General features: G+C 70.7%; 29 protein-coding genes. 22 read left to right on the forward strand and 7 right to left on the reverse strand.

Translation table 11 applies throughout. The features are described from left to right. Window positions 1-468 precede the first annotated feature (468 nt). Window positions 469-798, forward strand: a complete 330-nt coding sequence (locus SRB17_RS05385; RefSeq protein WP_194293902.1) for a ParB N-terminal domain-containing protein — start codon at window positions 469-471, stop codon at window positions 796-798. Window positions 799-1090: 292 nt separating this feature from the next. Here the strand turns inward: SRB17_RS05385 and SRB17_RS05390 are convergent, their stop codons facing one another. Continuing rightward, window positions 1091-1822 (reverse strand): XRE family transcriptional regulator, encoded by a 732-nt coding sequence (locus SRB17_RS05390; protein ID WP_194293903.1) that lies wholly within the window; start codon window positions 1820-1822, stop codon window positions 1091-1093. Window positions 1823-2225: 403 nt separating this feature from the next. Here SRB17_RS05390 and SRB17_RS05395 point away from each other — a divergent pair, with 403 nt between their 5' ends. Beyond that, entirely contained in the window at window positions 2226-2507 is a 282-nt protein-coding gene (locus SRB17_RS05395) for a hypothetical protein (RefSeq protein ID WP_153534967.1), read from the forward strand. A gap of 104 nt (window positions 2508-2611) precedes the next feature. Here the strand turns inward: SRB17_RS05395 and ybaK are convergent, their stop codons facing one another. The 4 genes from ybaK to SRB17_RS05415 form a co-directional block, all read right to left on the reverse strand. Continuing rightward, a complete protein-coding gene (ybaK, locus tag SRB17_RS05400) occupies window positions 2612-3127 on the reverse strand; it encodes a Cys-tRNA(Pro) deacylase (protein WP_153534969.1) in 516 nt (171 codons plus the stop codon). Between the two features lie 17 nt (window positions 3128-3144). After that, window positions 3145-3885 carry an LON peptidase substrate-binding domain-containing protein gene (locus SRB17_RS05405; RefSeq protein ID WP_323375022.1) on the reverse strand — a complete coding sequence of 247 codons (741 nt, stop codon included), beginning with the start codon at window positions 3883-3885 and terminating at the stop codon, window positions 3145-3147. Window positions 3886-3896: 11 nt separating this feature from the next. After that, a complete protein-coding gene (locus tag SRB17_RS05410; RefSeq protein WP_228395832.1) occupies window positions 3897-4958 on the reverse strand; it encodes a hypothetical protein in 1062 nt (353 codons plus the stop codon). Between the two features lie 126 nt (window positions 4959-5084). After that, window positions 5085-6662, reverse strand: a complete 1578-nt coding sequence (locus tag SRB17_RS05415) for an oxidoreductase (protein ID WP_323375113.1) — start codon at window positions 6660-6662, stop codon at window positions 5085-5087. Window positions 6663-6834: 172 nt separating this feature from the next. Between SRB17_RS05415 and hisD the strand changes: the two genes are divergently transcribed. From hisD to SRB17_RS05460, 10 genes are all read left to right on the forward strand, one after another. Continuing rightward, entirely contained in the window at window positions 6835-8160 is a 1326-nt protein-coding gene (hisD, locus tag SRB17_RS05420) for a histidinol dehydrogenase (RefSeq protein ID WP_323375024.1), read from the forward strand. After that, window positions 8157-9257 carry a histidinol-phosphate transaminase gene (locus SRB17_RS05425; RefSeq protein ID WP_323375025.1) on the forward strand — a complete coding sequence of 367 codons (1101 nt, stop codon included), beginning with the start codon at window positions 8157-8159 and terminating at the stop codon, window positions 9255-9257. Before hisD ends, SRB17_RS05425 begins: the two co-directional genes overlap by 4 nt. 3 nt (window positions 9258-9260) lie before the next feature. Next, the gene (gene hisB / locus SRB17_RS05430) at window positions 9261-9854 is read left to right on the forward strand and encodes an imidazoleglycerol-phosphate dehydratase HisB (RefSeq protein ID WP_055710051.1); all 594 of its coding nucleotides are present in this window, start codon (window positions 9261-9263) and stop codon (window positions 9852-9854) included. A 4-nt stretch (window positions 9855-9858) separates the two neighbouring features. Next, window positions 9859-10023, forward strand: coding sequence for a hypothetical protein (locus SRB17_RS45325; RefSeq protein ID WP_194293904.1), 165 nt, complete (start codon window positions 9859-9861; stop codon window positions 10021-10023). Then, the gene (gene hisH / locus SRB17_RS05435) at window positions 10014-10664 is read left to right on the forward strand and encodes an imidazole glycerol phosphate synthase subunit HisH (protein WP_323375026.1); all 651 of its coding nucleotides are present in this window, start codon (window positions 10014-10016) and stop codon (window positions 10662-10664) included. The genes SRB17_RS45325 and hisH overlap by 10 nt, the downstream gene beginning before the upstream one ends. A gap of 4 nt (window positions 10665-10668) precedes the next feature. After that, window positions 10669-11394, forward strand: a complete 726-nt coding sequence (gene priA / locus SRB17_RS05440; RefSeq protein ID WP_153534974.1) for a bifunctional 1-(5-phosphoribosyl)-5-((5-phosphoribosylamino)methylideneamino)imidazole-4-carboxamide isomerase/phosphoribosylanthranilate isomerase PriA — start codon at window positions 10669-10671, stop codon at window positions 11392-11394. Beyond that, complete coding sequence (locus SRB17_RS05445) at window positions 11391-11783, forward strand: RidA family protein (protein ID WP_153534976.1); 393 nt, start codon at window positions 11391-11393, stop codon at window positions 11781-11783. Before priA ends, SRB17_RS05445 begins: the two co-directional genes overlap by 4 nt. Before the next feature lie 6 nt (window positions 11784-11789). Continuing rightward, a complete protein-coding gene (gene hisF / locus SRB17_RS05450) occupies window positions 11790-12545 on the forward strand; it encodes an imidazole glycerol phosphate synthase subunit HisF (protein ID WP_153534978.1) in 756 nt (251 codons plus the stop codon). Window positions 12546-12665: 120 nt separating this feature from the next. Beyond that, window positions 12666-13253: an ArsR/SmtB family transcription factor gene (locus SRB17_RS05455; RefSeq protein ID WP_153534981.1), complete on the forward strand. Its 588-nt coding sequence runs from the start codon at window positions 12666-12668 to the stop codon at window positions 13251-13253. A gap of 14 nt (window positions 13254-13267) precedes the next feature. Further along, entirely contained in the window at window positions 13268-14509 is a 1242-nt protein-coding gene (locus SRB17_RS05460) for an MFS transporter (RefSeq protein ID WP_323375027.1), read from the forward strand. A 57-nt stretch (window positions 14510-14566) separates the two neighbouring features. On the opposite strand, the gene SRB17_RS05465 is transcribed toward SRB17_RS05460, so the two are convergent. After that, complete coding sequence (locus SRB17_RS05465; RefSeq protein WP_153534983.1) at window positions 14567-15202, reverse strand: TIGR03085 family metal-binding protein; 636 nt, start codon at window positions 15200-15202, stop codon at window positions 14567-14569. A gap of 83 nt (window positions 15203-15285) precedes the next feature. Here SRB17_RS05465 and hisI point away from each other — a divergent pair, with 83 nt between their 5' ends. Beyond that, window positions 15286-15738, forward strand: a complete 453-nt coding sequence (gene hisI, locus SRB17_RS05470; protein WP_416237023.1) for a phosphoribosyl-AMP cyclohydrolase — start codon at window positions 15286-15288, stop codon at window positions 15736-15738. Between the two features lie 11 nt (window positions 15739-15749). Beyond that, window positions 15750-17228, forward strand: coding sequence for an anthranilate synthase component I (locus SRB17_RS05475; RefSeq protein WP_153534987.1), 1479 nt, complete (start codon window positions 15750-15752; stop codon window positions 17226-17228). Window positions 17229-17234: 6 nt separating this feature from the next. Here SRB17_RS05475 and SRB17_RS05480 read toward each other — a convergent pair whose 3' ends face one another. After that, on the reverse strand, window positions 17235-18452 hold the full coding sequence (locus SRB17_RS05480; RefSeq protein ID WP_153534989.1) for a S53 family peptidase: 1218 nt from the start codon (window positions 18450-18452) through the stop codon (window positions 17235-17237). Between the two features lie 262 nt (window positions 18453-18714). Between SRB17_RS05480 and SRB17_RS05485 the strand changes: the two genes are divergently transcribed. From SRB17_RS05485 to SRB17_RS05520, 8 genes are all read left to right on the forward strand, one after another. Next, on the forward strand, window positions 18715-19353 hold the full coding sequence (locus tag SRB17_RS05485; RefSeq protein ID WP_323375028.1) for a TIGR02234 family membrane protein: 639 nt from the start codon (window positions 18715-18717) through the stop codon (window positions 19351-19353). Window positions 19354-19525: 172 nt separating this feature from the next. Then, window positions 19526-19786, forward strand: a complete 261-nt coding sequence (locus SRB17_RS05490) for an HGxxPAAW family protein (protein WP_153534993.1) — start codon at window positions 19526-19528, stop codon at window positions 19784-19786. A gap of 145 nt (window positions 19787-19931) precedes the next feature. After that, on the forward strand, window positions 19932-20372 hold the full coding sequence (locus SRB17_RS05495; RefSeq protein ID WP_153535854.1) for a DUF2752 domain-containing protein: 441 nt from the start codon (window positions 19932-19934) through the stop codon (window positions 20370-20372). Between the two features lie 135 nt (window positions 20373-20507). Then, entirely contained in the window at window positions 20508-21317 is an 810-nt protein-coding gene (gene trpC / locus SRB17_RS05500) for an indole-3-glycerol phosphate synthase TrpC (RefSeq protein ID WP_323375029.1), read from the forward strand. A 21-nt stretch (window positions 21318-21338) separates the two neighbouring features. After that, window positions 21339-21545, forward strand: a complete 207-nt coding sequence (trpM, locus tag SRB17_RS05505; RefSeq protein ID WP_153534995.1) for a tryptophan biosynthesis modulator TrpM — start codon at window positions 21339-21341, stop codon at window positions 21543-21545. Window positions 21546-21615: 70 nt separating this feature from the next. Continuing rightward, window positions 21616-22899 (forward strand): tryptophan synthase subunit beta, encoded by a 1284-nt coding sequence (gene trpB / locus SRB17_RS05510; protein ID WP_153534997.1) that lies wholly within the window; start codon window positions 21616-21618, stop codon window positions 22897-22899. Beyond that, window positions 22896-23714 (forward strand): tryptophan synthase subunit alpha, encoded by an 819-nt coding sequence (trpA, locus tag SRB17_RS05515; RefSeq protein ID WP_323375030.1) that lies wholly within the window; start codon window positions 22896-22898, stop codon window positions 23712-23714. Before trpB ends, trpA begins: the two co-directional genes overlap by 4 nt. 111 nt (window positions 23715-23825) lie before the next feature. Further along, window positions 23826-24602: a DsbA family protein gene (locus tag SRB17_RS05520; protein ID WP_323375031.1), complete on the forward strand. Its 777-nt coding sequence runs from the start codon at window positions 23826-23828 to the stop codon at window positions 24600-24602. Window positions 24603-24610: the final 8 nt, after the last annotated feature.

The raw sequence follows: 24610 nt of genomic DNA on the forward strand, positions 1-24610 counted from the left end.
TAGCAATCAGCTCAGTCGAGCACAAGGGAATCCAAGCTTGGCTAGGGTCTTTTAACTTCCTGCCCGTTGATCCTCGCTGCGTCGGTACGGCGCCCACTAGTCCTCAGCTAGTGGGCGCCTCTTTTTTCTATCTCGCTTACCAAGAACGGAGCACTATGAAGGAATGCAATAGCTGCCTCACCCTACTGCCTGCGACAGCAGAGTACTTCTACTTCCATAGCCACACAGGCGCCCTGCGCGCCCGCTGTAAGTCATGCCTGAAGTCTGAGGCCAGGCAGCAATATCAGAAGACTCGTGAGACGCGAGTACAGAAGGCAAGGGAATACAGGGCGCGCAAGCGCCGGCAGGTAGTTCCCGATGACTGAGCCAAAGAAGGAGTGTTGCGGATCATGCCGCCAATGGCGGCCGGCCAATGAGTTCCTTCGGCCGCCCCGCGGCTATGCGATTCCTTCTAGCTGTAATCACTGCGTGAGAAGAGCATTCAACCTGACTGAGTTGGTGCATGGCAGCAAAAAGACGCGTGTGGCTATGGCCGGAGTCATGCAGGTATCTGAGGCTCTAGAACTGTACTCAGGTGACTTACTCGGCCTGGCCGTGGCCGACACGTTGGACGGCAAGCGTCAAGACGACAGCTACCCGGACCTTCTAGAGTCCATCAGACTGCATGGCGTTCAGCGTCCGATCCTCGTACGCCGTGGCGAGCTGATGGATGGCCACCACCGCGTAGCGGCCTGCCTTGATCTCGGCATCACTCAAGTGCCGTTCACCGATGACTTTGCTATTGGCTGGGATCGTTGACCTGCATAAACAGCAGGTCCATTCGTCACCGCTCGTTACTGTGAGCGGCTGTAGCCGCATACCGGGGGGTGAGTATATCTCGTTGATCTTGTACGCAGAAGACCCGGCCCCCATGACTCGACACATTTTCGCAGGTTCCGATAGGGGGGGTCTAGATCAAATCGGACATGCCCAGATGACAGCCTGTGACGGCATTTCAAAGGGATGCATAAAATCCCGAATATCGATGCAAACGGCCTGAGAACGGCTCAGGAAGACGTAAACGCCTCCTGCCGGAGCAAGAGGCGTCGCGTCACGCAGTGACAGGCGTCGCCCGTCCCCAAAGCTCTTCTGCGTGTTCGGTGAACCGGTCGAAGAGTCCACCAGAGTCCCGCTTGCGGAGATGCAAGAGGGGCGAGTCATGGCCAACGAGCCGTGCAAGGTGAGGCGTCACAAGCGCCTCAGAGCCAAACCTGAAGACTGACAGGCTCACATGGTTCGCCGCGTCCTCTGGCGCGCTGTAGCGCGCTTCCAGGCCTTCTGCGTTGCCCAGCTTCCGCAGGTTCTCAAGTGTGATGCGGATGCGTGTGGAGACAGACAGGGCTACGTCTTCGATGGCCTCACGCTGACGCGTGATCTCGCCCTCAGGGTCCCCTAGAAGGAAGCGGACTCGACAGCCGCTCTCTAGCTTGCCGCGCAGGGTGGAGACGAAGTTGGGCTGATCGATGAACAGGAAGTAGTTCGTGTAGCCGGCGAAGAACAGTTCTTCCTTCGTACTGGCTACAAGCTCACCCCAGACCGTTGAAGGGCAGGCAGACCGGTAGGGGTATGACCGCACGATCTCTAGGTCTCCGCCCGTCTTCACGCGGTCTCTTACTGCCTGAGGCCAGAGCATTCCTTCATCTACCTTCAGTGCTTCGGCGGCATCTGCCCTGTTTCTGGCATGCGGGATCAGGTTTTCGTCCGCAACCCAGCGATCAATCGTCTTGCTCGTGACCCTGACAAGGGTTGCCAGTTGTCGCGGGGACATGCCCGCGTCGTCCATAGCGGATCTTAGCGCTTGGTTCAAGTCCCCCTCCTTGGACGTTTGGGCGTTTTCAACGGTACCGCCCAGACGCTCCAACTGTCCCTCAACGTCGGCAGATACGGCCGTGAAGGCGCAGGACGATGGAGGACATGAAGGACCCCCGCGATCACGGCGGGTGATCCGGGGGCGTGGCCATCCTGAGAGGACAGGACGACGTGAGAGAGAGTAGTCGTTGGACGGCGCCAAGCGCGCCCGTCTACCTTTCCGAACCGGCTCCGGATCCTGAGCCGGCAGAGAACTGTGTCACCTGTGCCGTACTCAAGAAGCGCCGCGCCGCGGCGCGTGCGGCCGGCGACTGGTCCAAGGCCTCAGACTGCAATGTCGAGATCTGGCTTCACCCCCATGACCACAGGGGGCGGTCGTGATCCCGATGGAGGTCTACAAGAGCAGCCGTAAGGCTGCCTCTGACGCACACGAGGCGCTGCGACAGGCATTGCTAGCCATCGGCGTCCCGAACCGTGATCTGATCCGACTCGTGCCGCGGGTGGCGCCCGATGGCCGACCGATGGTCGCCATGGGCACCTGGAACGCTGACGTAGTGCAGAAGGTGGCGGCTCACATCATGGCGTCACCTGCGTACGTCAAGACGCTGCCTGATGGCCGTGTGGTGCCCGATCACCCGTATGCCCCGCGGGGCGAATGAGCTCCGGCATCTTCCGGTGCCGGTAGGGGCGACTGGACGGCAAGCAACATGACAGGTGCCCTGAGACCCCCGGCTTCCGGCCGGGGGTCTCGTCTTGTCTCAGACTAGCGAGCGATGTTGGCCGTTACGGCGCCTGTCAGCGCCACTAGATCGGTCGGAGACAGCTCTACTTCAAGGCCGCGCCTACCTGCGGAAACGAACATCGTGGGGTGAGTCAGGGCGGACTCGTCAACAACCGTCGTGAGGTGTTTGCCATGTCGCTCGCTGCGCTGGCCCAGCGGTGAGATGCCGCCCCGCACATACCCGGTCGTCCGCTCCGCCAGCGTCGGGTCGGCCATGGTCGCCCGTTTGCCGCCCACCGCCGCCGCGAGGGCCTTCAGGTCGAGGGAGCCGGACACCGGGACCACGGCCACGGTCAGGGTGCCGTCGACGTCGGCCACCAGGGTCTTGAAGACGCGGTCGGGGGAGACGCCCATCGCCTCCGCCGCCTCCTCGCCGTAGGAGGGGTGGGAGGGGTCGTGGTCGTAGGAGTGGACCGTGAAGTCCACGCCGGCCGAGGACAGGGCGACCGTCGCGGGGGTGCCTCCGGACTGCTGCTGTTTCTTCGACTTCTTCGCCATCGGTGCGTGCAGGTCCCTCAGTTCAGGCTCGTCGGCGCCCGAGTCAGCTCGAACGCGGGCAGTGACGGAAGACTACGGATGATGGCCGTCTCGGAGCGAAGGAGTTTCAGCTCGTCGCGCAGGCGGGACGCGGTGTCGGGGGCCTGGAGCAGGCGCTGTTTCGTCGGCGTGTCATGCACCATCGCCGCCGCCACCAGGTACGACACCACGCCGGGGTCGTCCGGGAGGTCCGCGCCCGTCGACAGCGAGCGCTCGCGGGCGCCCGCCAGCCGCTTCTGGTACTGGCGGAAGGAGCGCAGCACCCCCTCGGCCAGCGCGCCCGCCTCGTCGCCCGGTTCCTCCGGCAGTTCCTCCAACTCCGCAGTCAGGAAGGGGCCCGACGCGTCGACGGACAGCAGCCGCACCCGGGTCGTCCCCGTCGCCAGCACCTCGAACGTGCCGTCGGCCCGCTCCCGGACGGTCGCCGCGTCCGCCACACAGCCCACGCCGTGGAAGGCCTTGAGGGGGTCCTGGCCGAAGCCCGCGGCCGGGCCCCGGTCGGGCTGTGCCGTGGGGTCCGGCATGCCGGGGGCGCTCGGCGCCACCTCGTAGCCGTCGCGGATGGCCACGACGGCGAACCGGCGCGGCTCGTCCTCGGGTGTCTTGAGCAACTCGCGCATCATGGCGCGATAGCGCTCCTCGAAGATGTTCAGCGGCAGCACGAGCCCCGGGAACAGCACCGTGTTCAGCGGGAAGAGCGGGAGACGGACGGTGGTCACGACGCCCCAGCCTAGTGGTCACCGGCGGGAGTGTGTCCGCCGCGCCCGCCCTGAGTGACGCCGGGCGTGCTCATCAGCGCCATGAGGCCTGCGCGGGCGGGCCGGGACCCCGCTGTCAGCAGGTGCTCGCGCAGCCGCAGGAAGTGGCCGAGCGGATCCTCGGAGAACCGGTCCCAGGGGAAGGAGGTGGCGTACGGGCCGATCCGGCTCAGCTCGCCGCGCGCGTCCTCCCAGCGGTGCAGGCGCAGCAGGACGTACAGGAGCTTGTTGCGGATCTGGGCGGTCCACGGATCGGCCGCCGGGAAGCGGGCGGAGAGCGCGAGCGCCTGGTCGGCCGCGATGTCCAGCCGGGCGCGCGGGATCTCGGGGTCGTGCCCGTCGATCAGGCAGCCGAAGGCGGCCCGGGCCGGCAGGGCCTGGACGAGCGAGTCGGCCGGGGCGTCCTGCGCGGCCCGCTCGGCGAAGTCGAAGCAGGCGTCGTGGGAACCGCGCCGGAAGCCGGCCAGGTAGCGCAGGGCGGCCACATGGCAGCCGTAGTGGTGCGGGGCGCGGCGCACGGCCGCCTCCCACAGCTCCTCGAAGTACCGGTGGCCGGCCCGTGAGCCGCGCGCGTGGTCCAGCGCGATCCGCCAGGGCACCGGGTCGCGGTCGTCGGCCCGGGCGGCGGCGGTGATCAGCGGGCTCACCTCGCGCAGCAGCTCGGCGCGGGCCGGCGAGGGCCAGGCGCGGTCCACGGCCAGCTGCGCCTCGACCACCAGGGCGTCGGGCGTCCCCGGGGTGCTCGCCCGCCAGGAGTCGAACCACTCGGGACGCGAACGGGCGAAGGCCGCCAGATACCGGACGTACCGGTCGTGGTTCTCCCACTCGCCGCCGGCGCGGGTGGCGGCGATCAGCTCGGCCGCGGGCCGGTACTCGCCCCGTCCGGCCGCGACCAGTGCGGGCGAGAGACGGTCGTCGGGTGCGTCGAGCACGACCTCGTCCCCGGCCTGCGGTCGGCCGGCCGGGCGCGGGGGGCGTTTGGTCATCCGGGTGGGGCGGATGAACGGTGGGAGCGCAACCATGGTGCCGACCATTGAAAGACCGCAGGTCGGCGGCGCGCCAGAGGGACGGGCGAAGTCGCGGAAAGTTGTACGGTCCGGGGTCAAGGACCGGCAAAAGGTGACTGTTCCACCTTTGTACCGCCGTCGGGCGGAAAGCGGTCAGCTCCGCCGCAGCAGCCGTGTCGCCCCCGCCGCCACCGTCGTCGCCAGGATCCAGCCGAGCAGGATCATCACGGCCGCCAGCCACTGCCAGCCGCCCCGCAGCTGCCACTGGCCGGCCTGGCCCAGGTCGACCACCGGCAGCAGCAGGTCCAGCGTGAACAGGGCCGGGCTCCAGTACGGATGGCCGTCGTGGTTCACCGGCGGATGGTCCGCGTGGGCGAACGCCAGCGTGCCCGCCGCCCACAGCACCGCCATCCACACCGCGGCCCGGCCGGGACGGTAGCCGTAGGCCACGGTCCAGTCCTGCACGAATCCCCAGACCTTCGCGGCCGGCGGCAGCGTCTCGCGGCGCCGGCGCTGCTTGGCGAGCAGCACCTCCCGCGCGTCCTCGTCCTCCCCGGCCGCCCGCAGCACCGCCGCCAGCCGCTCGTACGGCTCCGGGGCGTACTCCGCGGTGGCCGCCGCCACCCAGTCCAGCCGGCCGGCCAGCGGGAACGGGCCGCGCGGGACGAGGTTCTCGTACACGAAGCCGCCCATGTGCAGATTGCCGGGGCCCGGCCAGCTCGCCGCCCGGTCCACCAGGCTGACGATCCGCGCGCCGGACAGCACCACCTTGCCGCGCTGCGGTCCCTCCCCGAGGAAGCGCAGCTCCGAGGCGTGCACCCGGCGCAGCGACAGCTCCTGGTCGTCGCTGAGGGCGAAGCGGGCCCGCTCGAGGTCGACGGCGTCCCCGAACCGCCCGTCGTCCAGGCGTATCCCGCCCCGGCACTCGAAGCGCTGGATCCGCGTCCCGCGCGCCGGTGTCGTGCCGCTCAGCAGCGGGCTGCCCACGCCGGCCGGGGTCAGGTACAGGGTGCGCTCGACGGTCAGCTGGGGGGCGTTCAGGGCGTAGCGGGAGTAGGGGTTGTCCAGGTTCGCGCCGCGCAGGCTGAGCGAGACGCCGACCTTGGCGCCGCGCAGCCGCAGCTCGCCGTGCGACTGGAGCATCTCCGCCTGGAGGTCCTGGCCCACGGTCATGCCGTCCGCCGAGATCGACCGCCCGCTGCGGTCGCGGTACACCACGGCCTGGTTGAGCATCAGGTCGGTGCCGATGTGCGCGTCCGTCAGCCGGGCCCCGTTCTGGAACCGGCAGCGCGGAAAATGCAGGTCGCCCTCGGTGTGCACGCGGGCCGCCTCCAGCCGGGGCACCGCGCAGTCCACCATGCGCAGGGTGGTGAACCGGGCCTCCGGCAGCAGGACCTCCTCGTCGAAGCGGCAGCCGCGCAGTTCGACGTACGGCCGTACCGTGCCGCCCGAGAGGTCCAGGGTGCCGGTGATCCGCACGCCGGTCAGCTTCAGCGCGGACACCCGGCCCGCGAGCGCCGGCGGGCCGTCCAGCAGCAGCCAGGCCACGATCCGCGCCCGCACCGTGCGCTCCGGACCCCAGGGGTGTCCGCCGTGCGGATCGTCCACCTCGGCGTCCCCACGGCTCAGGTCGTACACACTGCCGTTGCGGAAGGCCTGCCACATGCCCGCCTCGGCCGCGGTCAGCTCGTCCGGCAGGTCCCCGGCTGCGACGCCGGCCCCCTCGGTCACCTTTGTCCTCTCCCGGTCCAGTGCGTCCAGTGCTTTCGTACAGCCGTTCATGCCCGCTCAGTGACTGCCGGAACACTAGAGGTGAAGGAGATCTTCCGAGTTCCGCCACGTTCTGTATCAGCCATTGATACGCGTCCGCGGCTCGCGACGGCGGTCTGAGAGAATTGGGACCGTGATCTCCCGAATCGATCTGCGCGGCGACGCCCTTCCCGAGGGACTCGCCCTGCGCGACCTGCTGCCCCGAGCCGACTTCGACGTTTCGGCCGCCCTGGAGAAGGTGCGTCCGATCTGCGAGGCCGTGCATCATCGTGGCGACGCGGCGCTGATCGACTTCGCCGAGAAGTTCGACGGAGTACGGCTGGAATCCGTCCGTGTCCCGGCCCGGGCCCTCACCGACGCCCTCGAGGCCCTCGACCCGGCCGTGCGCGCCGCGCTGGAGGAGTCCATCCGCCGTGCCCGCCTGGTCCACCGCGAGCAGCGCCGCAGCACCCACACCACCCAGGTGGTGCCGGGCGGCTCGGTGACCGAGAAGTGGGTGCCGGTCGAGCGCGTCGGGCTGTACGCGCCGGGCGGCCGGTCCGTCTACCCGTCCTCCGTGATCATGAACGCCGTACCGGCCCAGGAGGCCGGGGTCGGGTCGATCGCGCTCGCCTCCCCGCCGCAGGCCGAGTTCGGTGGCCTTCCGCACCCGACGATCCTCGCCGCCTGCGCGCTGCTCGGCGTGGACGAGGTCTACGCGGCCGGCGGCGCCACCGCCGTCGCGATGTTCGCCTACGGCACCGAGTCCTGCCCGCCGGCCAACATGGTCACCGGCCCCGGCAACATCTGGGTGGCCGCCGCCAAGCGCTTCTTCACCGGCAGGATCGGCATCGACGCCGAGGCCGGCCCGACCGAGATCGCGATCCTCGCGGACGACACCGCCGACCCGGTGCACGTGGCCTCGGACCTGATCAGCCAGGCCGAGCACGACCCGCTCGCGGCGGCCGTCCTGGTCACCGACTCCGTCGAGCTGGCCGAGGCGGTGGAGAAGGAGCTTCAGCCGCAGGTCACGGCCACCAAGCACGTCGAGGACCGGATCGTGCCCGCGCTCAAGGGCCGGCAGTCCGCGATCGTGCTGGTCGACGGCGTCGAGGAGGGCCTGAGGGTCGTCGACGCGTACGGCGCCGAGCACCTGGAGATCCAGACCGCCGACGCCGCCGCGGTCGCCGACCGGGTGAAGAACGCGGGCGCGATCTTCATCGGCCCGTGGGCCCCGGTCTCCCTCGGCGACTACGCGGCCGGGTCGAACCACGTCCTGCCCACCGGCGGCTGTGCCTGCCACTCCTCGGGCCTGTCCGTCCAGTCCTTCCTGCGCGGCATCCACATCGTGGACTACACGAGGGACGCGCTCGCCGAGGTCGCCCATCACGTGGTGACGCTGGCGGAGGCGGAGGACCTCCCGGCGCACGGCGCGGCGATCAAGGCTCGTTTCGGGTGGAAGGTTCCTGAAGGCAAGTGACCCGCATCGACGATCTCCCCGTACGGGACGAGCTGCGCGGCAAGTCCCCCTACGGCGCGCCCCAGTTGGACGTCCCCGTACGGCTGAACACCAACGAGAACCCCTACCCGCTGCCCGAGCCGCTGGTCGAGCGGATCACGGAGCGGGTGCGGGAGGCCGCCCGCGACCTGAACCGCTACCCGGACCGGGACGCGGTCCAGCTGCGCACCGAGCTGGCCGCGTACCTGACGAAGACGGGCAAGTACCCGCTCGGCATCGAGAACGTGTGGGCCGCCAACGGCTCCAACGAGGTCATCCAGCAGTTGCTGCAGACCTTCGGCGGGCCGGGCCGTACGGCGATCGGCTTCGAGCCGTCGTACTCGATGCACGCGCTCATCGCGCGCGGGACCGGGACGGGCTGGATCCCGGGTCCCCGCAACGAGGACTTCACCATCGACCTCGCCGCCGCCGAGCGGGCCATCGCCGAGCACAAGCCGGACGTCGTCTTCATCACCACCCCCAACAACCCCACGGGCAACGCGGTCCCGCCGCAGACGGTGCTCGCGCTGTTCGAGGCGGCGCAGGCGGCCAAGCCGTCGATGGTGATCGTGGACGAGGCGTACATCGAGTTCAGCCACGGCGACTCGCTGCTGCCGCTGCTCGAGGGCCGCCCGAACCTGGTCATCTCCCGCACGATGTCCAAGGCGTTCGGCGCGGCGGGTCTGCGCCTGGGCTATCTCGCCGCCGACCCGGCGGTCGTGGACGCCGTCCAGCTCGTCCGGCTGCCCTACCACCTGTCGGCGATCACCCAGGCGACCGCCCTGGCCGCCCTGGAGCACACCGACACCCTGCTGGGGTACGTCGAGCAGCTGAAGGCGGAGCGGGACCGGCTGGTCGCCGAGCTGCGCGCGATCGGCTACGAGGTCACGGAGTCCGACGCGAACTTCGTGCAGTTCGGCCGGTTTCCGGACGCCCACACCGCCTGGCGGAAGATCCTCGACCGGGGCGTCCTGGTCCGGGACAACGGCGTACCGGGGTGGCTGCGGGTGTCCGCCGGAACCCCGGAGGAGAACGACGCGTTCCTCGACGCGGTCCGTGAAGTGAAGAAGGAGCTGTAAGGCATGAGCCGCGTAGGACGCATAGAGCGCACCACGAAGGAGACCTCGGTGCTGGTCGAGATCGATCTCGACGGCACCGGGCGGACCGACATCGCCACCGGCGTCGGCTTCTACGACCACATGCTCGACCAGCTCGGCCGGCACGGTCTGTTCGACCTGACCGTGAAGACCGACGGCGACCTGCACATCGACTCCCACCACACCATCGAGGACACCGCCCTCGCGCTCGGCGCCGCCTTCAAGCAGGCGCTCGGCGACAAGGTGGGGATCTATCGGTTCGGCAACTGCACGGTCCCGCTGGACGAGTCCCTCGCCCAGGTGACCGTCGACCTGTCCGGCCGCCCGTACCTCGTGCACACCGAGCCCGAGAACATGGCGCCGATGATCGGCGAGTACGACACCACGATGACCCGGCACATCCTGGAGTCCTTCGTCGCCCAGGCGCAGATCGCGCTGCACGTGCACGTGCCGTACGGGCGCAACGCGCACCACATCGTGGAGTGCCAGTTCAAGGCCCTGGCCCGGGCGCTGCGGTACGCCTCCGAGCGCGACCCGCGCGCGGCCGGCATCCTCCCCTCCACGAAGGGCGCGCTGTAACCCCATGAACGGTCTCTCGACCCTGCTGATCGTCGTCGGTCTCTTCCTGGTCGGCGGCATCATCTCCTTCGCCAAGCAGCAGATGCCCAGGAGCCTGATCGTGCTGCTCTCCATCGGCGCGGGCATGTGCCTGGTCGCGGGCGTGATGCGGCTGGGGGTGTGGAATTGAGCACAGGCGGCAAGAAGGTCGTCGTCTTCGACTACGGCTTCGGCAACGTCCGCTCGGCCGAACGCGCCCTCGCGCGGGTGGGCGCCGATGTCGAGATCACCCGTGACTTCGACAAGGCCATGAACGCCGACGGCCTGCTGGTGCCGGGCGTCGGGGCCTTCGCCGCCTGCATGCAGGGCCTGCGCGCGGCCCGCGGTGACTGGGTGGTCGACCGGCGCCTGTCCGGAGGTCGGCCCGTGATGGGCATCTGCGTCGGCATGCAGATCCTCTTCGCGCGCGGCATCGAGCACGGCGTGGAGGCCGAGGGCCTGGACGAGTGGCCCGGTACGGTCGCGCCGCTCCAGGCCGAGGTCGTGCCCCACATGGGCTGGAACACCGTCGAAGCCCCCGCCGACTCGGAGCTGTTCGCCGGCCTCGACGCCGACGCCCGCTTCTACTTCGTGCACTCCTACGCCGTCCACGACTGGGCCCTGGAATCGCACAACCCGCTGATCGCGGCGCCCAAGGTGACCTGGTCGACGCACGGCAAGCCGTTCGTGGCCGCCGTGGAGAACGGCGCCCTGTGGGCCACGCAGTTCCACCCCGAGAAGTCCGGCGACGCCGGCGCCCAGCTCCTCACCAACTGGATCGGAACCCTGTAGAGACATGGCCAAGCTCGAACTCCTCCCCGCCGTCGACGTCCGCGACGGCCAGGCCGTCCGCCTCGTGCACGGCGAGTCCGGGACCGAGACCTCCTACGGCTCCCCGCTGGAGGCCGCCCTCGCCTGGCAGCGCTCGGGCGCCGAGTGGCTGCACCTGGTCGACCTGGACGCGGCCTTCGGCACCGGCGACAACCGCGACCTGATCGCCGAGGTCACCAGGGCGATGGACATCAAGGTGGAGCTGTCCGGCGGCATCCGCGACGACGCCTCGCTGGCCGCCGCCCTGGCCACCGGCTGCACGCGCGTGAACCTCGGCACCGCCGCCCTGGAGACCCCGGAGTGGGTCGCCAAGGTCATCGCCCAGCACGGCGACAAGATCGCCGTCGGCCTCGACGTACGGGGCACGACCCTGCGCGGCCGCGGCTGGACCCGCGACGGCGGCGACCTCTACGAGACGCTGGAGCGCCTCAACAACGAGGGCTGCGCCCGCTACGTCGTCACCGACATCGCCAAGGACGGCACGCTGCAGGGCCCCAACCTGGAGCTGCTGAAGAACGTCTGCGCGGCGACGGACCGCCCGGTCGTGGCCTCCGGCGGCGTGTCGTCCCTGGACGACCTGCGCGCCATCGCCGCGCTGGTACCCCTCGGTGTCGAGGGCTCCATCGTCGGGAAGGCCCTGTACGCGAAGGCGTTCACCCTGGAAGAGGCCTTGGAGGCTGTGTCGTCATGAGCGATGCCGTGCGGCGCGTGCAGAGCGGAAGTCCCTGGGAAGAGAGTTTCGGTTTCGCACGTGCCGTCGCGGCGGGCGACCGGGTGCTGGTGGCGGGCACGACGTCCTTCAAGGGCACCGTGCTGTACGGCGAGGGCGACCCGTACGAACAGGCCAAGGTGGCCTTCACCAGCGCCCTCGAGGCGCTCGGCGAGTTCGGACTCGATGTCGCGTCCGTGATCCGTACACGCATGTACCTGACCCATGTGCGGGACGTGGACGCCGTGGGCCGGGCGCACAAGGAGATGTTCGACTCGGTGCGCCCGGTGTCGACCCTGCTGGTCGTCGAGGGGTTCGTCGATCCGCGGATCCTGGTCGAAGTGGAAATCGAAGCATTCAGAGGAGCCTGAACAGTCATGACCCTGGCGGTCCGAGTCATCCCCTGCCTGGACGTGGACAACGGCCGGGTCGTCAAGGGCGTCAACTTCCAGAACCTGCGCGACGCGGGCGACCCCGTCGAGATGGCGAAGGTGTACGACGCCGAGGGCGCCGACGAGCTGACGTTCCTGGACATCACCGCGTCCTCGGGCGACCGGGAGACGACGTACGACGTGGTGCGGCGCACGGCGGAGCAGGTGTTCATCCCGCTGACGGTCGGCGGCGGCGTCCGTACCGCCGAGGACGTGGACAAGCTGCTGCGGGCGGGCGCCGACAAGGTGGGCGTGAACACCGCCGCGATCGCCCGCCCCGACCTGATCCGCGAGATCGCCGAGCGCTTCGGCCGGCAGGTGCTGGTCCTGTCGGTGGACGCGCGCCGCACCGGGGCGGGCTCCTTCGAGGTCACGACCCACGGCGGCCGGCGCGGCACCGGCATCGACGCCGTCGAGTGGGCGCACCGGGCGGCCGAGCTGGGCGCCGGGGAGATCCTCCTGAACTCCATGGACGCGGACGGCACGAAGGACGGCTACGACCTGGAGATGATCGCGGCGGTCCGCAAGCACGTGACCGTCCCGGTGATCGCCTCCGGCGGCGCCGGCAAGCTGGCCGACTTCCCCCCTGCCATCGCCGCCGGCGCCGACGCGGTCCTGGCCGCCTCCGTCTTCCACTTCGGCGACCTCCGGATCCCCGAGGTGAAGCAGACCCTCCGCGAGGCGGGCCACCCCGTGCGCTGACACGGCGCCGAGCCCCGGTTGCCTCTTTGGGGTGGGCCGGGGCTTTCTCATGCACGGACGCGAAAGACAAGTTGCGCAAAATCTATTGCGCAACTTTTCTTGCGTATCTACGGTGAGGGCATGGCGAGCAAAGAGAACCGCCGGATCACGGACGTGGGCACGCTCAAGGCCCTCGCGCACCCGCTGCGCGCCAACCTGTACCGGCTGCTGTGCATGGAGCGGGTGGCCACGGCCTCCCAGTTGGCCGAGCACGTGGACGAGGCGGTGTCCCTGGTCAGCTACCACCTGCGCAAACTCGCCGACCACGGGCTGATCGAGGAGGCCCGGCCGCAGACGGCGGACGGCCGGGAGCGCTGGTGGCAGCCGGCGTCGGACGGGGTGAGCATCCGGGACGAGGACTTCCGGGGCGAGCCGGGAAAGGCCGCCGCACACCTCGCGGCCACGCGTCTCTTCCACGACCAGCGGGCCGACCAGTACCGCCGTTACCTCGACGAACGCCCCGCCTGGGGGCCCGAGTGGAACACCGCGTCCGTGGACACGGAGTCGTGGCTGCGGCTGACGCCGGCGGAACTCACCGCGCTGAAGGAAGAACTGGACGCGGTCCTGCGCAGGTACGACGAACGAGGTCAGGCCGCCGAGGCCGCGGGCGAGACCGAGGGACGCGAGCACGTCGCCCTCTACCTGTACGGCTTCCCGTTCCGCGTCTGAGAGGACCCCCTCCCGTGACCGCCACGCTCATACCGTCGGCGACCGCTCCGCAGGCCCACCGCGACCCCAACGTCCTGCGCTGGCTCGCCGCCTACACCTGCTCGATGCTCGGCGACAGCGTCTACTACCTCGCCCTGTCCTGGGCCGCCGTACAGGCCGGAACGCCCGCGCAGGCCGGTCTCGTGACGTCCGCGAGCGCGCTGCCCCGGGCCGTGCTGATGCTCGGCGGCGGAGTGATCGCCGACCGGTTCGGGCCGCGCCGGGTCGTCATCGGCAGCGACGCCGTGCGCTGCGCGGCCGTCCTCGCCGTGGCGGCCCTGCTCTTCCTCACCAGCCCGGGACTGTGGCCGCTCGCCCTGCTGGCGCTGGTCTTCGGCGCGGTCGACGCCGTGTTCATGCCGGCCGTGGGCGCCCTGCCGGCCCGCCTCACCGAGAAGGGACAGCTCGCCCGGGTCCAGGGCATGCGCGGCCTCGCGATCCGGTTCTCCGCCGTGGTCGGCGCTCCGCTCGGCGGGCTCGGCGTGGCCGTCGGTGGTGCCCCGGCCGCGTTCGCCTTCGCCGGGATGCTCATCGCCGTCTCCGTTCCGCTGCTGCTCTCGGTGCGGGTACGGGATCTGCCGAAGGACGACACGGCCGAGGTGGCGGGTACCGCCTGGAACGATCTGCGCGCCGGTCTCGGCCACATCCGCCGCCATCGCGTCCTCGCCCCGCTGATGCTGGCCATCGCCCTCGGTGACCTCGGCTTCGTCGGACCGCTGAACATCGGGCTGACGCTGCTCGCCGACCGGCGGGGCTGGGGTGCCTCGGGCATGGGCTGGGTGCTGGCCGGATTCGGGGTCGGGGCCGGAGCCTCCGCGCTGCTGCTCACGGTCCGGGGGCGACTGCCCCGCGCGGGGCAGGTCACCGGGTCGGCGTGTGTCGCGGGAGCCGTGGCCATCGGCGCCCTCGCGTTCGTGCCCGCGCTCGCCGCCGCCGTCGGCGTGGCCGGGCTCGTGGGCCTGCTCGCCGGGCTCAGCGGCGCCCTGTGCGGTGCCCTGCTCCAGACCCATGCCGACCCCGCCTACCTGGGCCGCGTCACCGCCGTCTCCAGCCTGGTCAGCCTCGGCCTGGCCCCGCTCGGCATGCCGCTCGCTGCGGCTGCGATCGGGGGCTTCGGGCTCGGGCCGGTCTACGTCGTCAGCGCGGGTGTCTGTGGCCTCGGCGGGCTCGTCGCCCTTGTCGTGCCGGCACTGCGGCGCGCGGAACTGCCGGGCTGACCGCGGGGCCGCTCCCGCGGCCGGACCAGCGCACTCCCGGACCGTCGGCCGGCCGGCTCAGATCCCGAGCTGCTTCGATTCGTTCAGTTTGGTGATCGCGTCCGGCTCGCCCTCGACCTCCACCTCGGCCGCGTTCTGCCGGCCGAACGCGAACATCAGCAGCTCGGACGGCTCGCCGGTCACCGTCACCACCGGCGTGCCCCGGTGCGCCACCGTCGTCTGCCCGTCCGGGCGGCGCAGCACCAGGCCCGTCGGCACACCACGGGCCACCAGCCGTGCCGTGCGTTCCAGGCGGGACCACAGGGCGTCCTGGAAGACGGAGTCCAGCTCCCGCGGGCTCCAGTCCGGCTGGGCGCGGCGTACGTCCTCGGTGTGGACGTAGAACTCGACGATGTTGGCCGCCTCGTCGACCTGCTTGAGCTGGAACGGCGAGAAGCGCGGCGGGCCGGTACGGATCAGCTGGATGAGCTCCTCGTACGGCTTCGCGGTGTACTCGGCCATCACCTTCTCCAGGCGCGGCACGAGCTGCTTGATCAGCGTGCCCCCGGCCGCGTCCGGGCGGCGCTCGCGCACGATCACATGCGCGGCCAGGTCCCGGGTCCGCCAGCCCGCGCAGAGGGTGTCGGCATCCGGACCGACGGTTTCCAAGAGGTCGGCGAGCAGGAGCCGTTCACGCTTGGCGAAGGTCGACATGGGATCAGCCTACGGCCAGGCAGCGAGTCCGCGCAGTGGACACGGCACCGGCACTGTCGTACCCGCGCGGCACAATGGCACCCATGACCAGTACGACCGGGACTCCCGCCCGTCGCCCGACCGCCGCCCCTGATCGAGGCGCTTCGCGCCGCAGCGTTCCCCCCAGCAGCCTCGACCCGGAGATCGCCGCCCGCCTCAAGCGCGCCGCGGACGGTCTCCTGCCCGCCATCGCCCAGCAGTACGACACCGGTGAGGTGCTCATGCTCGGCTGGATGGACGACGAGGCGCTGCACCGCACCCTGACCACCGGCCGCTGCACCTACTGGTCGCGCAGCCGCCAGGAGTACTGGGTCAAGGGCGACACCTCGGGCCACGTCCAGTGGGTGAAGTCGGTCGCGCTGGACTGCGACGCCGACACCGTGCTCGTCAAGGTCGACCAGGTGGGCGCGGCATGCCACACCGGCGCGCGCACCTGCTTCGACGAGGACGTGCTCCTCAAGGACGCCGATTCCGGCGCGACCACCCCGGATCAGTAGGGTCAGCCGCCATGGACCTCGAGACCTTCCGCAAACTCGCCACCGACCGGCGCGTCATCCCGGTGACGCGCAAGCTCCTCGCCGACGGCGACACCCCGGTCGCGCTGTACCGCAAACTGGCCGCCGAGCGCCCCGGCACCTTCCTGCTGGAGTCCGCGGAGAACGGCCGCTCCTGGTCCCGGTACTCCTTCGTCGGTGTCCGGTCCGCCGGGACGCTGACGGAACGCGACGGACAGGCGCACTGGCTCGGCACCCCGCCGGTCGGCGTGCCCGTGGACGGCGACCCCCTGAAGGCCCTGCGGGCCACGATCCAGGCCCTGCACACCCCACGCCAGGAGGGTCTGCCGCCCTTCACCGGCGGCATGGTCGGCTATCTCGGCTACGACATCGTCCGCCGCCTGGAGAAGATCGGCCCCGGCGAGCGCGACGACCTGCAGCTGCCCGAGCTGACCATGCTCCTGACCAGTGACCTCGCCGTCATGGACCACTGGGAGGGCTCGGTCCTGCTGATCGCCAACGCGATCAACCACAACGACCTCGACACCGGCGTGGACGAGGCCTACGCCGATGCCGTGGCCCGGCTCGACGCCATGGAGGCCGACCTCACGCGCGCGGTGGCCCAGCCCCCGGCCGTGCTGCCGCCGTCCGAGCTGCCCGAGTACACCGCGCTGTGGGGCGGTCCCGACTTCCAGGTGGCCGTCGAGGACGTCAAGGAGCGCATCCGCGCGGGCGAGGCCTTCCAGGTCGTGCCCTCCCAGCGCTTCGAGACCCCGTGCGCCGCCAGTGCCCTTGACGTCTACCGGGTGCTGCGGGCGACCAACCCGTCCCCGTACATGTACCTGTTCCGCTTCGAGGGATTCGACGTCGTCGGCTCGTCCCCCGAGGCCCTGGTCAAGGTCGAGGACGGGCGGGCCATGGTGCACCCCATCGCCGGCACCCGGCCCCGCGGGACGACCCCGCAGGAGGACCAGGCCCTCGCCGAGGAGCTGATGGCCGACCCCAAGGAGCGCGCCGAGCACCTGATGCTCGTCGACCTCGGCCGCAACGATCTGGGACGGGTCTGCGAGCCCGGCTCGGTCGAGGTGGTCGACTTCATGTCCGTCGAGCGCTACTCGCACGTGATGCACATCGTCTCGACCGTCACCGGCCGGGTGGCCGCGGGCCGCACCGCCTTTGACGTGCTCACCGCCTGCTTCCCGGCGGGCACCCTCTCCGGCGCCCCCAAACCCCGCGCGATGCAGATCATCGACGAACTGGAGCCGTCCCGGCGCGGCCTGTACGGCGGCTGCGTCGGCTATCTGGACTTCGCGGGCGACTCCGACACCGCGATCGCCATCCGTACGGCCCTGCTCCGGAACGGCACGGCATACGTGCAGGCCGGAGCCGGCATCGTCGCCGACTCCGACCCGGTGGCGGAGGACCAGGAGTGCCGCAACAAGGCGGCGGCGGTCCTCCGCGCGGTGCACACGGCCAACCGGCTCAACTCATAGGAGAGTTCAGCCGGTGAACGCGGCGGTGCCGTTCGGGGTGCCGAGCCCGGACGGCCCGTCGTACCCGGTGGTGCCGGTGCACAGGTACGAGCCGCTGCAGCTGCCGTTGGAGCCGCTCGTCACGTCGTTCAGCGACGAGGTGTGCGCGTACGGGAAGGACGCCGGGTAGGAGCCGGCCGACGGGGCGCCCGCCAGCGCGTAGGTCGCCGCGATCAGCGGAGAGGAGGCGCTGGTGCCGCCGAAGACCATCCAGCCACTGCCCTGGCTGTACGTGTCGTACACCGCGACACCGGTGTTGGGGTCGGCGACCGCCGAGACGTCCGCGACCGTGCGCCGGGCGCAGCCGGTGTCCTTCTGCCAGCTGGGCTTGGCGTCGTACGCGGAGCAGCCGGAGCCGGCCCCGCTCCACACCGTGTCCGTCCAGCCGCGGGAGTTGGAGGCCGTCTTCAGGGACGTACCGCCCACCGCCGTCACGTACTTGGACGCCGCCGGGTACTCGACGCCATAGCCGTTGTCACCGGAGGAGACGGTGATGGCGACACCCGGGTGGTTGAAGTAGGTGGAGTCGTACGTCGTGTCGCTGGAGGACTCGGAGCCGCCGTAGCTGTTGGAGACGAACTTGGCGCCCAGGTTCACGGCGGTGTTCACGGCCGTGCCCAGGTTGGTCATGCTGGCCGAACTGGCCTCCACCAGCAGGATCTTGCAGTTCGGGCAGGCCGCGCTGACCATGTCGAGGTCGAGCGAGATCTCCTCGGCCCAGCCGGAGTTGCCACGCGGGTACTTGGTGCCGCCGGTCTGGTCCACCTTCTTGAAGCAGCCGTTGGCCGTGGTGCAGGCGGACAGCCCGTACTGGGAGCGGTAGACGGCGAGGTCGGACTCGGCGCTCGGGTCGTCGTAGGCGTCGACGATCGCCACCGTCTGGCCCGAACCGCCGGTCGCGGAGGGCAGGTTGTACGCCGCCTGCAGCGAGGAGGGGCCGTAACCGGAGGGAGTGGCGGCGGCCGTCAGATCGCTCTCGGCGTGCGCGGACATCGGGGTGCCCGAGGTGACCTGCAGGGCGTTGCAGGCCATCTGGTCCTTCTTCGTCGGGGTGGCGCAGGCGTGCGCGACGGTGACGCCGTGGGACGAGGAGGTGGACTGGGCCGCCTGGCCGACCGGGGTGGCCAGGGCGAGGGCGGCCGTGGCGAGCGTGGCCACGGCGACGAGGGAAGTGGTTCTGCGCAACGTACGTCCTCCACGAGGTGGGTGAACCGGGAAGGGCTGTGTGGGGGGTGCGCGGTGCCACCACGGCGCGGGGTGTCACGCCGGGGTCGCGCAGAACGTACGGATGGCGGGGTCACGTCAACAAGATGAATGTTGAAGCAGGGACGTTACTTTGCCGTTCCTGAGACGTTCATGTGCCGTTTCTGGGCGGATCATGGTCGAAACTCGACCCGCCCATGGCTTGACGGACCCGGGTGACGGTTCGCACGGGGTTCAGGCGATAGTGGAGTACGTGACTGCCGTACCTCACCCCCGTTCCGAAGCCGCCGCGCCCGTCCGGTCCGGCCGGCGGAGCCTCGCCGTGGCCCTCCTGTGCGGTGCGCTCGGCGCGGCCGTGGCGCTGCTCGCGACCCGGCAGCGCTGGGCGGAGGGCACCGCGACGGTGGCCGGCGGCGCGTTCCCGCTGACCGCCAAGGGCAGCGACGTCACGGGCGTCCCCGCGGCCCTCGCCATAGTGGGCCTCGCCGCGCTCGTCGCCGTATTCGCCGTCCGCCGGGCCGGCCGGCTCGTCGTCGCCGGGCTGCTCGCGCTGTCCGGCGCCGGCATCTCGGCCGCCGCCCTCGTGGCCGCCTCCGACAGCTCCGCGCTGGACGAGAAGGCCGCCCGGGCCAGCGGCGACACCTCCGCCACCGTCGCCGCGCTCAGCCACACCGGCTGGCCCTACGTCGCGGCCGCCGGTGGCCTGCTGATCCTGCTGGCCGGCCTGCTGGCGCTGCGCTTCGGCAACCGGTGGCCCGCCATGTCCGGCCGCTACGAGCGTGGCACCGACCGTCCGCGCCGCGCGGCCCGCCCGGTCGACCCGGAACGGCCCGAGGAGATGTGGAAGGCCCTGGACCGGGGCGAGGACCCGACGGGAGCCTGACGCGCACGGCGGGTGTGGCGAACCAGACGCCACCCCCGAGTCCGGAACGGGTGCGCCGTACGGGACAATGGAGGGCGAGCGTCCGGCTCGGACAGTGACCGGTCGGGCTCGGAGCCGTACGACACGTACGCCGCTCTTCTGGGACACGTACACAGCAATGAGGAGCACAGACATGGCGGGCAGCAGCCACGGCCACGGTCACACCCCGGCCGCCTGGACCGGTGTCATCATTTCCTTCATCGGTTTCTGCGTCGCGGGCGCCTTCATGGTGATGGCCCAGCCGGTCGGCTTCTGGGCCGGCATGGTGCTCATCCTCGGCGGCGCGGTGGTCGGCGGCATCATGCGCGCCATGGGCCTCGGTGCGAAGCAGGTCCCCCTCAAGATGGCCGGTGCCCCCCTCGCGACCCGTGAGCCGGCCGGCGTCGAGAGCTGAACCGACGGTTTCCCCGAGGGGCGGCCCGGCACCTGCGGAAGGTGCGGGCCGCCCCTCGTCGTCCCCGGCGGGCGGGCCAGCGCGCGCGTGGTGCCGACTCGGCGGGGAGAATGTTCCTGTGAACACCGAGAGCCGTCCGTTCCCGCTGGTGGCCCCGAACGCCACCGTCGGCCCCGCCGCCATCGGCCCCCCGCTGCGGCGGCGCCTCGCCGTCCCGGCGGGAGTCCTCGCGGCCGTCGCCGGGGCCTTCGTGTACGTGGGCGCCGTCGACCCGAACGAACCCGGGCACTACCCCGTCTGCCCGCTGTACCGGCTCACCGGCCTGTACTGCCCCGGCTGCGGCGGACTGCGCAGCGCGCACGCCTTCGTCCACGGCGACCTGCTCGCCGCGCTGCGGGACAACGCGCTGGGTGTGGCCGCCTACCTGGGCTTCGCGGTGCTGTGGACCGTATGGGTGGTCCGCGCCGTACGCGGCCGGCCGCTGCGGCTGGACCCGCGGCCGGCGCACCTGTGGGCGATCGGCGCCCTGCTGCTGGTGTTCACGGCCGTCCGGAACCTGCCGTCGGGGGGCTGGCTGCATCCTTGAGCACACGGTGAACGTCCAGGTGGTGGGACCGGGGTCGACTGGATGCGAGGGGTCCGCCCTCCTGCGGATACCATCGCAGTGACCACGGGTTTTCAAAACCTGAAGGAACGACCGTCAGGAAAGGGGGCCGCTCGCGTGAGTGTGCTCGACGAGATCATCGACGGAGTCCGTGCCGACCTCGCGGAGCGGCAGGCACGCGTCAGCCTCGACGAGCTCAAGGAGCGCGCGGCCAAGGCTCCCGCCGCCAAGGACGGGGTGGCCGCGCTCAAGGGCGACGGCGTCAAGGTGATCTGCGAGGTCAAGCGCTCCAGCCCCTCCAAGGGCGCGCTGGCCGCGATCGCCGACCCTGCCGGGCTCGCCGCGGACTACGAGGCGGGCGGTGCGGCCGTCATCTCCGTCCTCACCGAACAGCGCCGCTTCGGCGGCTCGCTGGCCGACCTGGAGGCCGTCCGCGCGCGCGTGGACATCCCGGTGCTCCGCAAGGACTTCATCGTCACGTCCTACCAGCTGTGGGAGGCCCGGGCGTACGGCGCCGACCTCGCGCTGCTGATCGTGGCCGCCCTGGATCAGCCGGCCCTGGAGTCGCTGATCGAGCGCGCGGTGTCGATCGGGCTCACCCCGCTCGTCGAGGTGCACGACGAGGACGAGGTCGAGCGGGCCGTGGACGCGGGCGCCAAGGTCATCGGCGTCAACGCGCGCAACCTGAAGACCCTTGAGGTCGACCGCGGCACGTTCGAGCGGGTCGCGCCGGAGATCCCGGACCACCTCGTCAAGGTCGCCGAATCCGGTGTCCGTGGCCCGCACGACCTGATCGCCTACGCCAACGCCGGCGCCGACGCGGTCCTGGTCGGCGAGTCCCTGGTCACCGGCCGCGACCCCAAGACCGCCGTCGCCGACCTGGTCGCCGCGGGCGAACATCCCGCACTGCGCCACGGCCGGAGCTGATCACCCGGTAGGCTGACCCCGATGACTGTCACCGTGACGACCGTGGACCGCTACGCCCGCCTGGCGCGTGGCTGCCGCCCGAGGGGCTGCCGCGCCCCGGCGCGGCGCGTCCACGGCCGCCGCGTGCGGTACGTCATCGGTGACGAACCTGGACAGGTGAACGGACGTCGATGGCAGCGCGCCCCACAGGGGCGCGGGGAACTGCGCGACCAGCCACATATGGCCTGAGGTCGTACGACAAACTCCGCCCCCACGGCGAATAGTGTCTTTTCACACGCACTCACCGTGAGGTTCCGGCATGCCCAGCAACTTCTTCTTCCCTGACCCACAGGGGCAAGTCCCCAGCGCCGAAGGGTACTTCGGCGCGTTCGGCGGCAAGTTCATCCCGGAGGCCCTCGTCGCCGCCGTGGACGAGGTCGCCGTCGAGTACGACAAGGCCAAGCACGACCCCGAGTTCGCCCGAGAGCTCGACGACCTGATGGTCAACTACACCGGTCGCCCCAGCTCCCTCACCGAGGTCCCCCGTTTTGCCGCGGAAGCGGGTGGCGCGCGCGTGTTCCTCAAGCGCGAGGACCTCAACCACACCGGCTCCCACAAGATCAACAACGTCCTCGGCCAGGCGCTGCTCACCAAGCGGATGGGCAAGACGCGCGTGATCGCGGAGACCGGCGCCGGTCAGCACGGCGTCGCGACCGCGACCGCCTGCGCCCTGTTCGGCCTCGACTGCACCATCTACATGGGCGAGGTCGACACCAGGCGCCAGGCCCTGAACGTGGCCCGCATGCGCATGCTCGGCGCCGAGGTCGTCTCCGTGAAGTCCGGCAGCCGCACCCTGAAGGACGCCATCAACGAGGCGTTCCGCGACTGGGTCGCCAACGTCGACCACACCCACTACCTGTTCGGTACGGTCGCCGGCCCGCACCCCTTCCCGGCCATGGTCCGCGACTTCCACCGGGTCATCGGCGTCGAGGCCCGCCGGCAGCTGCTGGAGCGCGCCGGACGCCTCCCGGACGCCGCGATCGCCTGCGTCGGCGGCGGCTCCAACGCCATCGGCCTCTTCCACGCCTTCATCCCCGACGAGGGCGTCCGTCTCATCGGCTGCGAGCCCGCTGGGCACGGCATCGAGACCGGCGAGCACGCGGCCACCCTGACCGCGGGCGAGCCGGGCATCCTGCACGGTTCCCGCTCGTACGTCCTGCAGGACGACGAGGGCCAGATCACCGAGCCGTACTCCATCTCGGCCGGCCTTGACTACCCGGGCATCGGCCCCGAGCACTCCTTCCTCAAGGACTCCGGCCGCGGTGAGTACCGCGCGATCACCGACGACGCGGCCATGCAGGCCCTGCGCCTGCTGTCCCGCACCGAGGGCATCATCCCGGCCATCGAGAGCGCCCACGCCCTCGCCGGCGCCCTGGAGGTCGGCAGGGAGCTGGGCGAGGACGGCCTGATCGTGGTCAACCTGTCCGGCCGCGGCGACAAGGACATGGACACCGCCGCCCGCTACTTCGGCCTGTACGACACCGACGCCGAGGTGGCCGCCGACGAAGCCGACACCGCCGAGATCGAGGGGGACGCCAAGTGAGCGGGAAGATCCAGCTGCTGTCGGACACCCTCGCCGCCGCCAGGGCCGAGGGCCGGTCCGCGCTCATCGCCTACCTCCCGGCCGGGTTCCCGACCGTGGACGGCGGCATCGAGGCGATCAAGGCCGTCTTCGACGGCGGGGCCGACGTCGTGGAGGTCGGTCTGCCGCACAGCGACCCCGTCCTCGACGGTCCGGTCATCCAGACCGCCGACGACATCGCGTTGCGCGGTGGGGTCAAGATCGCCGATGTGATGCGTACGGTCCGTGAGGCGTACGCGGCGACCGGCAAGCCCGTGCTCGTCATGACGTACTGGAACCCCATCGACCGCTACGGCGTCGAGCGGTTCACCGCCGAGCTGGCCGAGGCGGGCGGCGCGGGCTGCATCCTGCCCGACCTGCCCGTCCAGGAGTCGGCGCTGTGGCGGGAGCACGCCGAGAAGCACGGCCTCGCGACCGTCTTCGTCGTCGCGCCGAGCAGCAAGGACGAGCGGCTCGCCCAGATCACCGCGGCGGGCAGCGGCTTCGTCTACGCGGCCTCGCTGATGGGCGTCACCGGCACCCGCGAATCCGTCGGGGCGCAGGCCCAGAACCTGGTCGAGCGCACCCGCGCCACCGGCAGCGCGCTGCCCGTCTGCGTCGGACTCGGCGTCTCCAACGGCGCCCAGGCCGCCGAGGTCGCCGGCTTCGCCGACGGCGTCATCGTCGGCTCGGCCTTCGTGAAGCGGATGCTGGACGCACCCGACCGCGCGACCGGCGTCGAGGCGGTCCGCGAGCTGGCCGGGGAGCTGGCGAAGGGCGTGCGCGGACAGGTGTGACCGCAGGTCGGTTTCCCTATCAGAACACTCCCGTCAGAACATTCGGTCACTCGAACGAGTGGACCTGTGACCGGGGAGGCGCGCTGCGCCTCCCCGGTTCGTTCTGGGGGTGTGAGCGAGAAGAACCGTGACGGAAAGCGCACCGCCCGGGAGCGGCTGGCGGTCGAGCGAGAGAAGCAGAGGCACGCGGAGAGGCGGCGGCGCACCCTGATCGTGGGCGCGAGCATCGTCTGCGTGCTGGGCCTCGCGGCGGTGATCGGCGTGCTCGCCGCGAACGCCGGCAAGAACAAGAGCAGCGAGAAGGCGGGCCCGGTCGTGGTGCCCTCGGGCGCGCAGGGCAAGGACAGCCTCGCCATCCCGGTCGGCAAGGACGGCGCCAGGTCGACGCTCACCGTCTGGGAGGACGTCCGCTGCCCGGCCTGCCAGGCCTTCGAGGTGGCCTACCGCCCGACGCTCCACGAACTGGTCGACTCCGGCAAGCTCAGAATCGAGTACCACCTGGTCCGATTGATCGACGGCAACCTGGGCGGCACCGGCTCCCTGCGCGGTGCCAACGCCGCCGCCTGCGCCCAGGACGCCGGAAAGTTCCGCGACTACCACGACGTGCTGTACGCGAACCAGCCCAAGGAGACCGACGACGCGTACGCCGACAACGCCAAGCTGATCGACCTGGCCGGCAAGGTCGGCGGCCTGGACACCCCCGCCTTCCGGAAGTGCGTCAAGGACGGCACCCACGACAGCTGGGTGAACAAGGCCCACAAGGCCTTCCAGACCAGCGGCTTCAACGCCACTCCCACGGTCCTGTTGGGCGGCAAGAACATCTACCAGGACCAGACCATGACCCCGGCCAAGCTCAAGCAGATGGTGGAGGCGGCCGACCACGGGTAAGGATCTTC

The sequence above is a fragment of the Streptomyces sp. RB17 genome (assembly GCF_009604455.1).
Classification (GTDB): domain Bacteria; phylum Actinomycetota; class Actinomycetes; order Streptomycetales; family Streptomycetaceae; genus Streptomyces.

Bases quoted from the DNA above. Each gene is read 5' to 3' on its own strand.
- SRB17_RS05390 (WP_194293903.1), bottom strand. From the start codon at position 1,822: ATGGACGACGCGGGCATGTCCCCGCGACAACTGGCAACCCTTGTCAGG.
- ybaK (WP_153534969.1), bottom strand. From the start codon at position 3,127: ATGGCGAAGAAGTCGAAGAAACAGCAGCAGTCCGGAGGCACCCCCGCG.
- SRB17_RS05410 (WP_228395832.1), bottom strand. From the start codon at position 4,958: ATGGTCGGCACCATGGTTGCGCTCCCACCGTTCATCCGCCCCACCCGG.
- hisB (WP_055710051.1), top strand. From the start codon at position 9,261: ATGAGCCGCGTAGGACGCATAGAGCGCACCACGAAGGAGACCTCGGTG.
- SRB17_RS45325 (WP_194293904.1), top strand. From the start codon at position 9,859: ATGAACGGTCTCTCGACCCTGCTGATCGTCGTCGGTCTCTTCCTGGTC.
- priA (WP_153534974.1), top strand. From the start codon at position 10,669: ATGGCCAAGCTCGAACTCCTCCCCGCCGTCGACGTCCGCGACGGCCAG.
- SRB17_RS05445 (WP_153534976.1), top strand. From the start codon at position 11,391: ATGAGCGATGCCGTGCGGCGCGTGCAGAGCGGAAGTCCCTGGGAAGAG.
- hisF (WP_153534978.1), top strand. From the start codon at position 11,790: ATGACCCTGGCGGTCCGAGTCATCCCCTGCCTGGACGTGGACAACGGC.
- SRB17_RS05455 (WP_153534981.1), top strand. From the start codon at position 12,666: ATGGCGAGCAAAGAGAACCGCCGGATCACGGACGTGGGCACGCTCAAG.
- SRB17_RS05465 (WP_153534983.1), bottom strand. From the start codon at position 15,202: ATGTCGACCTTCGCCAAGCGTGAACGGCTCCTGCTCGCCGACCTCTTG.
- hisI (WP_416237023.1), top strand. From the start codon at position 15,286: ATGACCAGTACGACCGGGACTCCCGCCCGTCGCCCGACCGCCGCCCCT.
- SRB17_RS05475 (WP_153534987.1), top strand. From the start codon at position 15,750: ATGGACCTCGAGACCTTCCGCAAACTCGCCACCGACCGGCGCGTCATC.
- SRB17_RS05490 (WP_153534993.1), top strand. From the start codon at position 19,526: ATGGCGGGCAGCAGCCACGGCCACGGTCACACCCCGGCCGCCTGGACC.
- trpM (WP_153534995.1), top strand. From the start codon at position 21,339: ATGACTGTCACCGTGACGACCGTGGACCGCTACGCCCGCCTGGCGCGT.
- trpB (WP_153534997.1), top strand. From the start codon at position 21,616: ATGCCCAGCAACTTCTTCTTCCCTGACCCACAGGGGCAAGTCCCCAGC.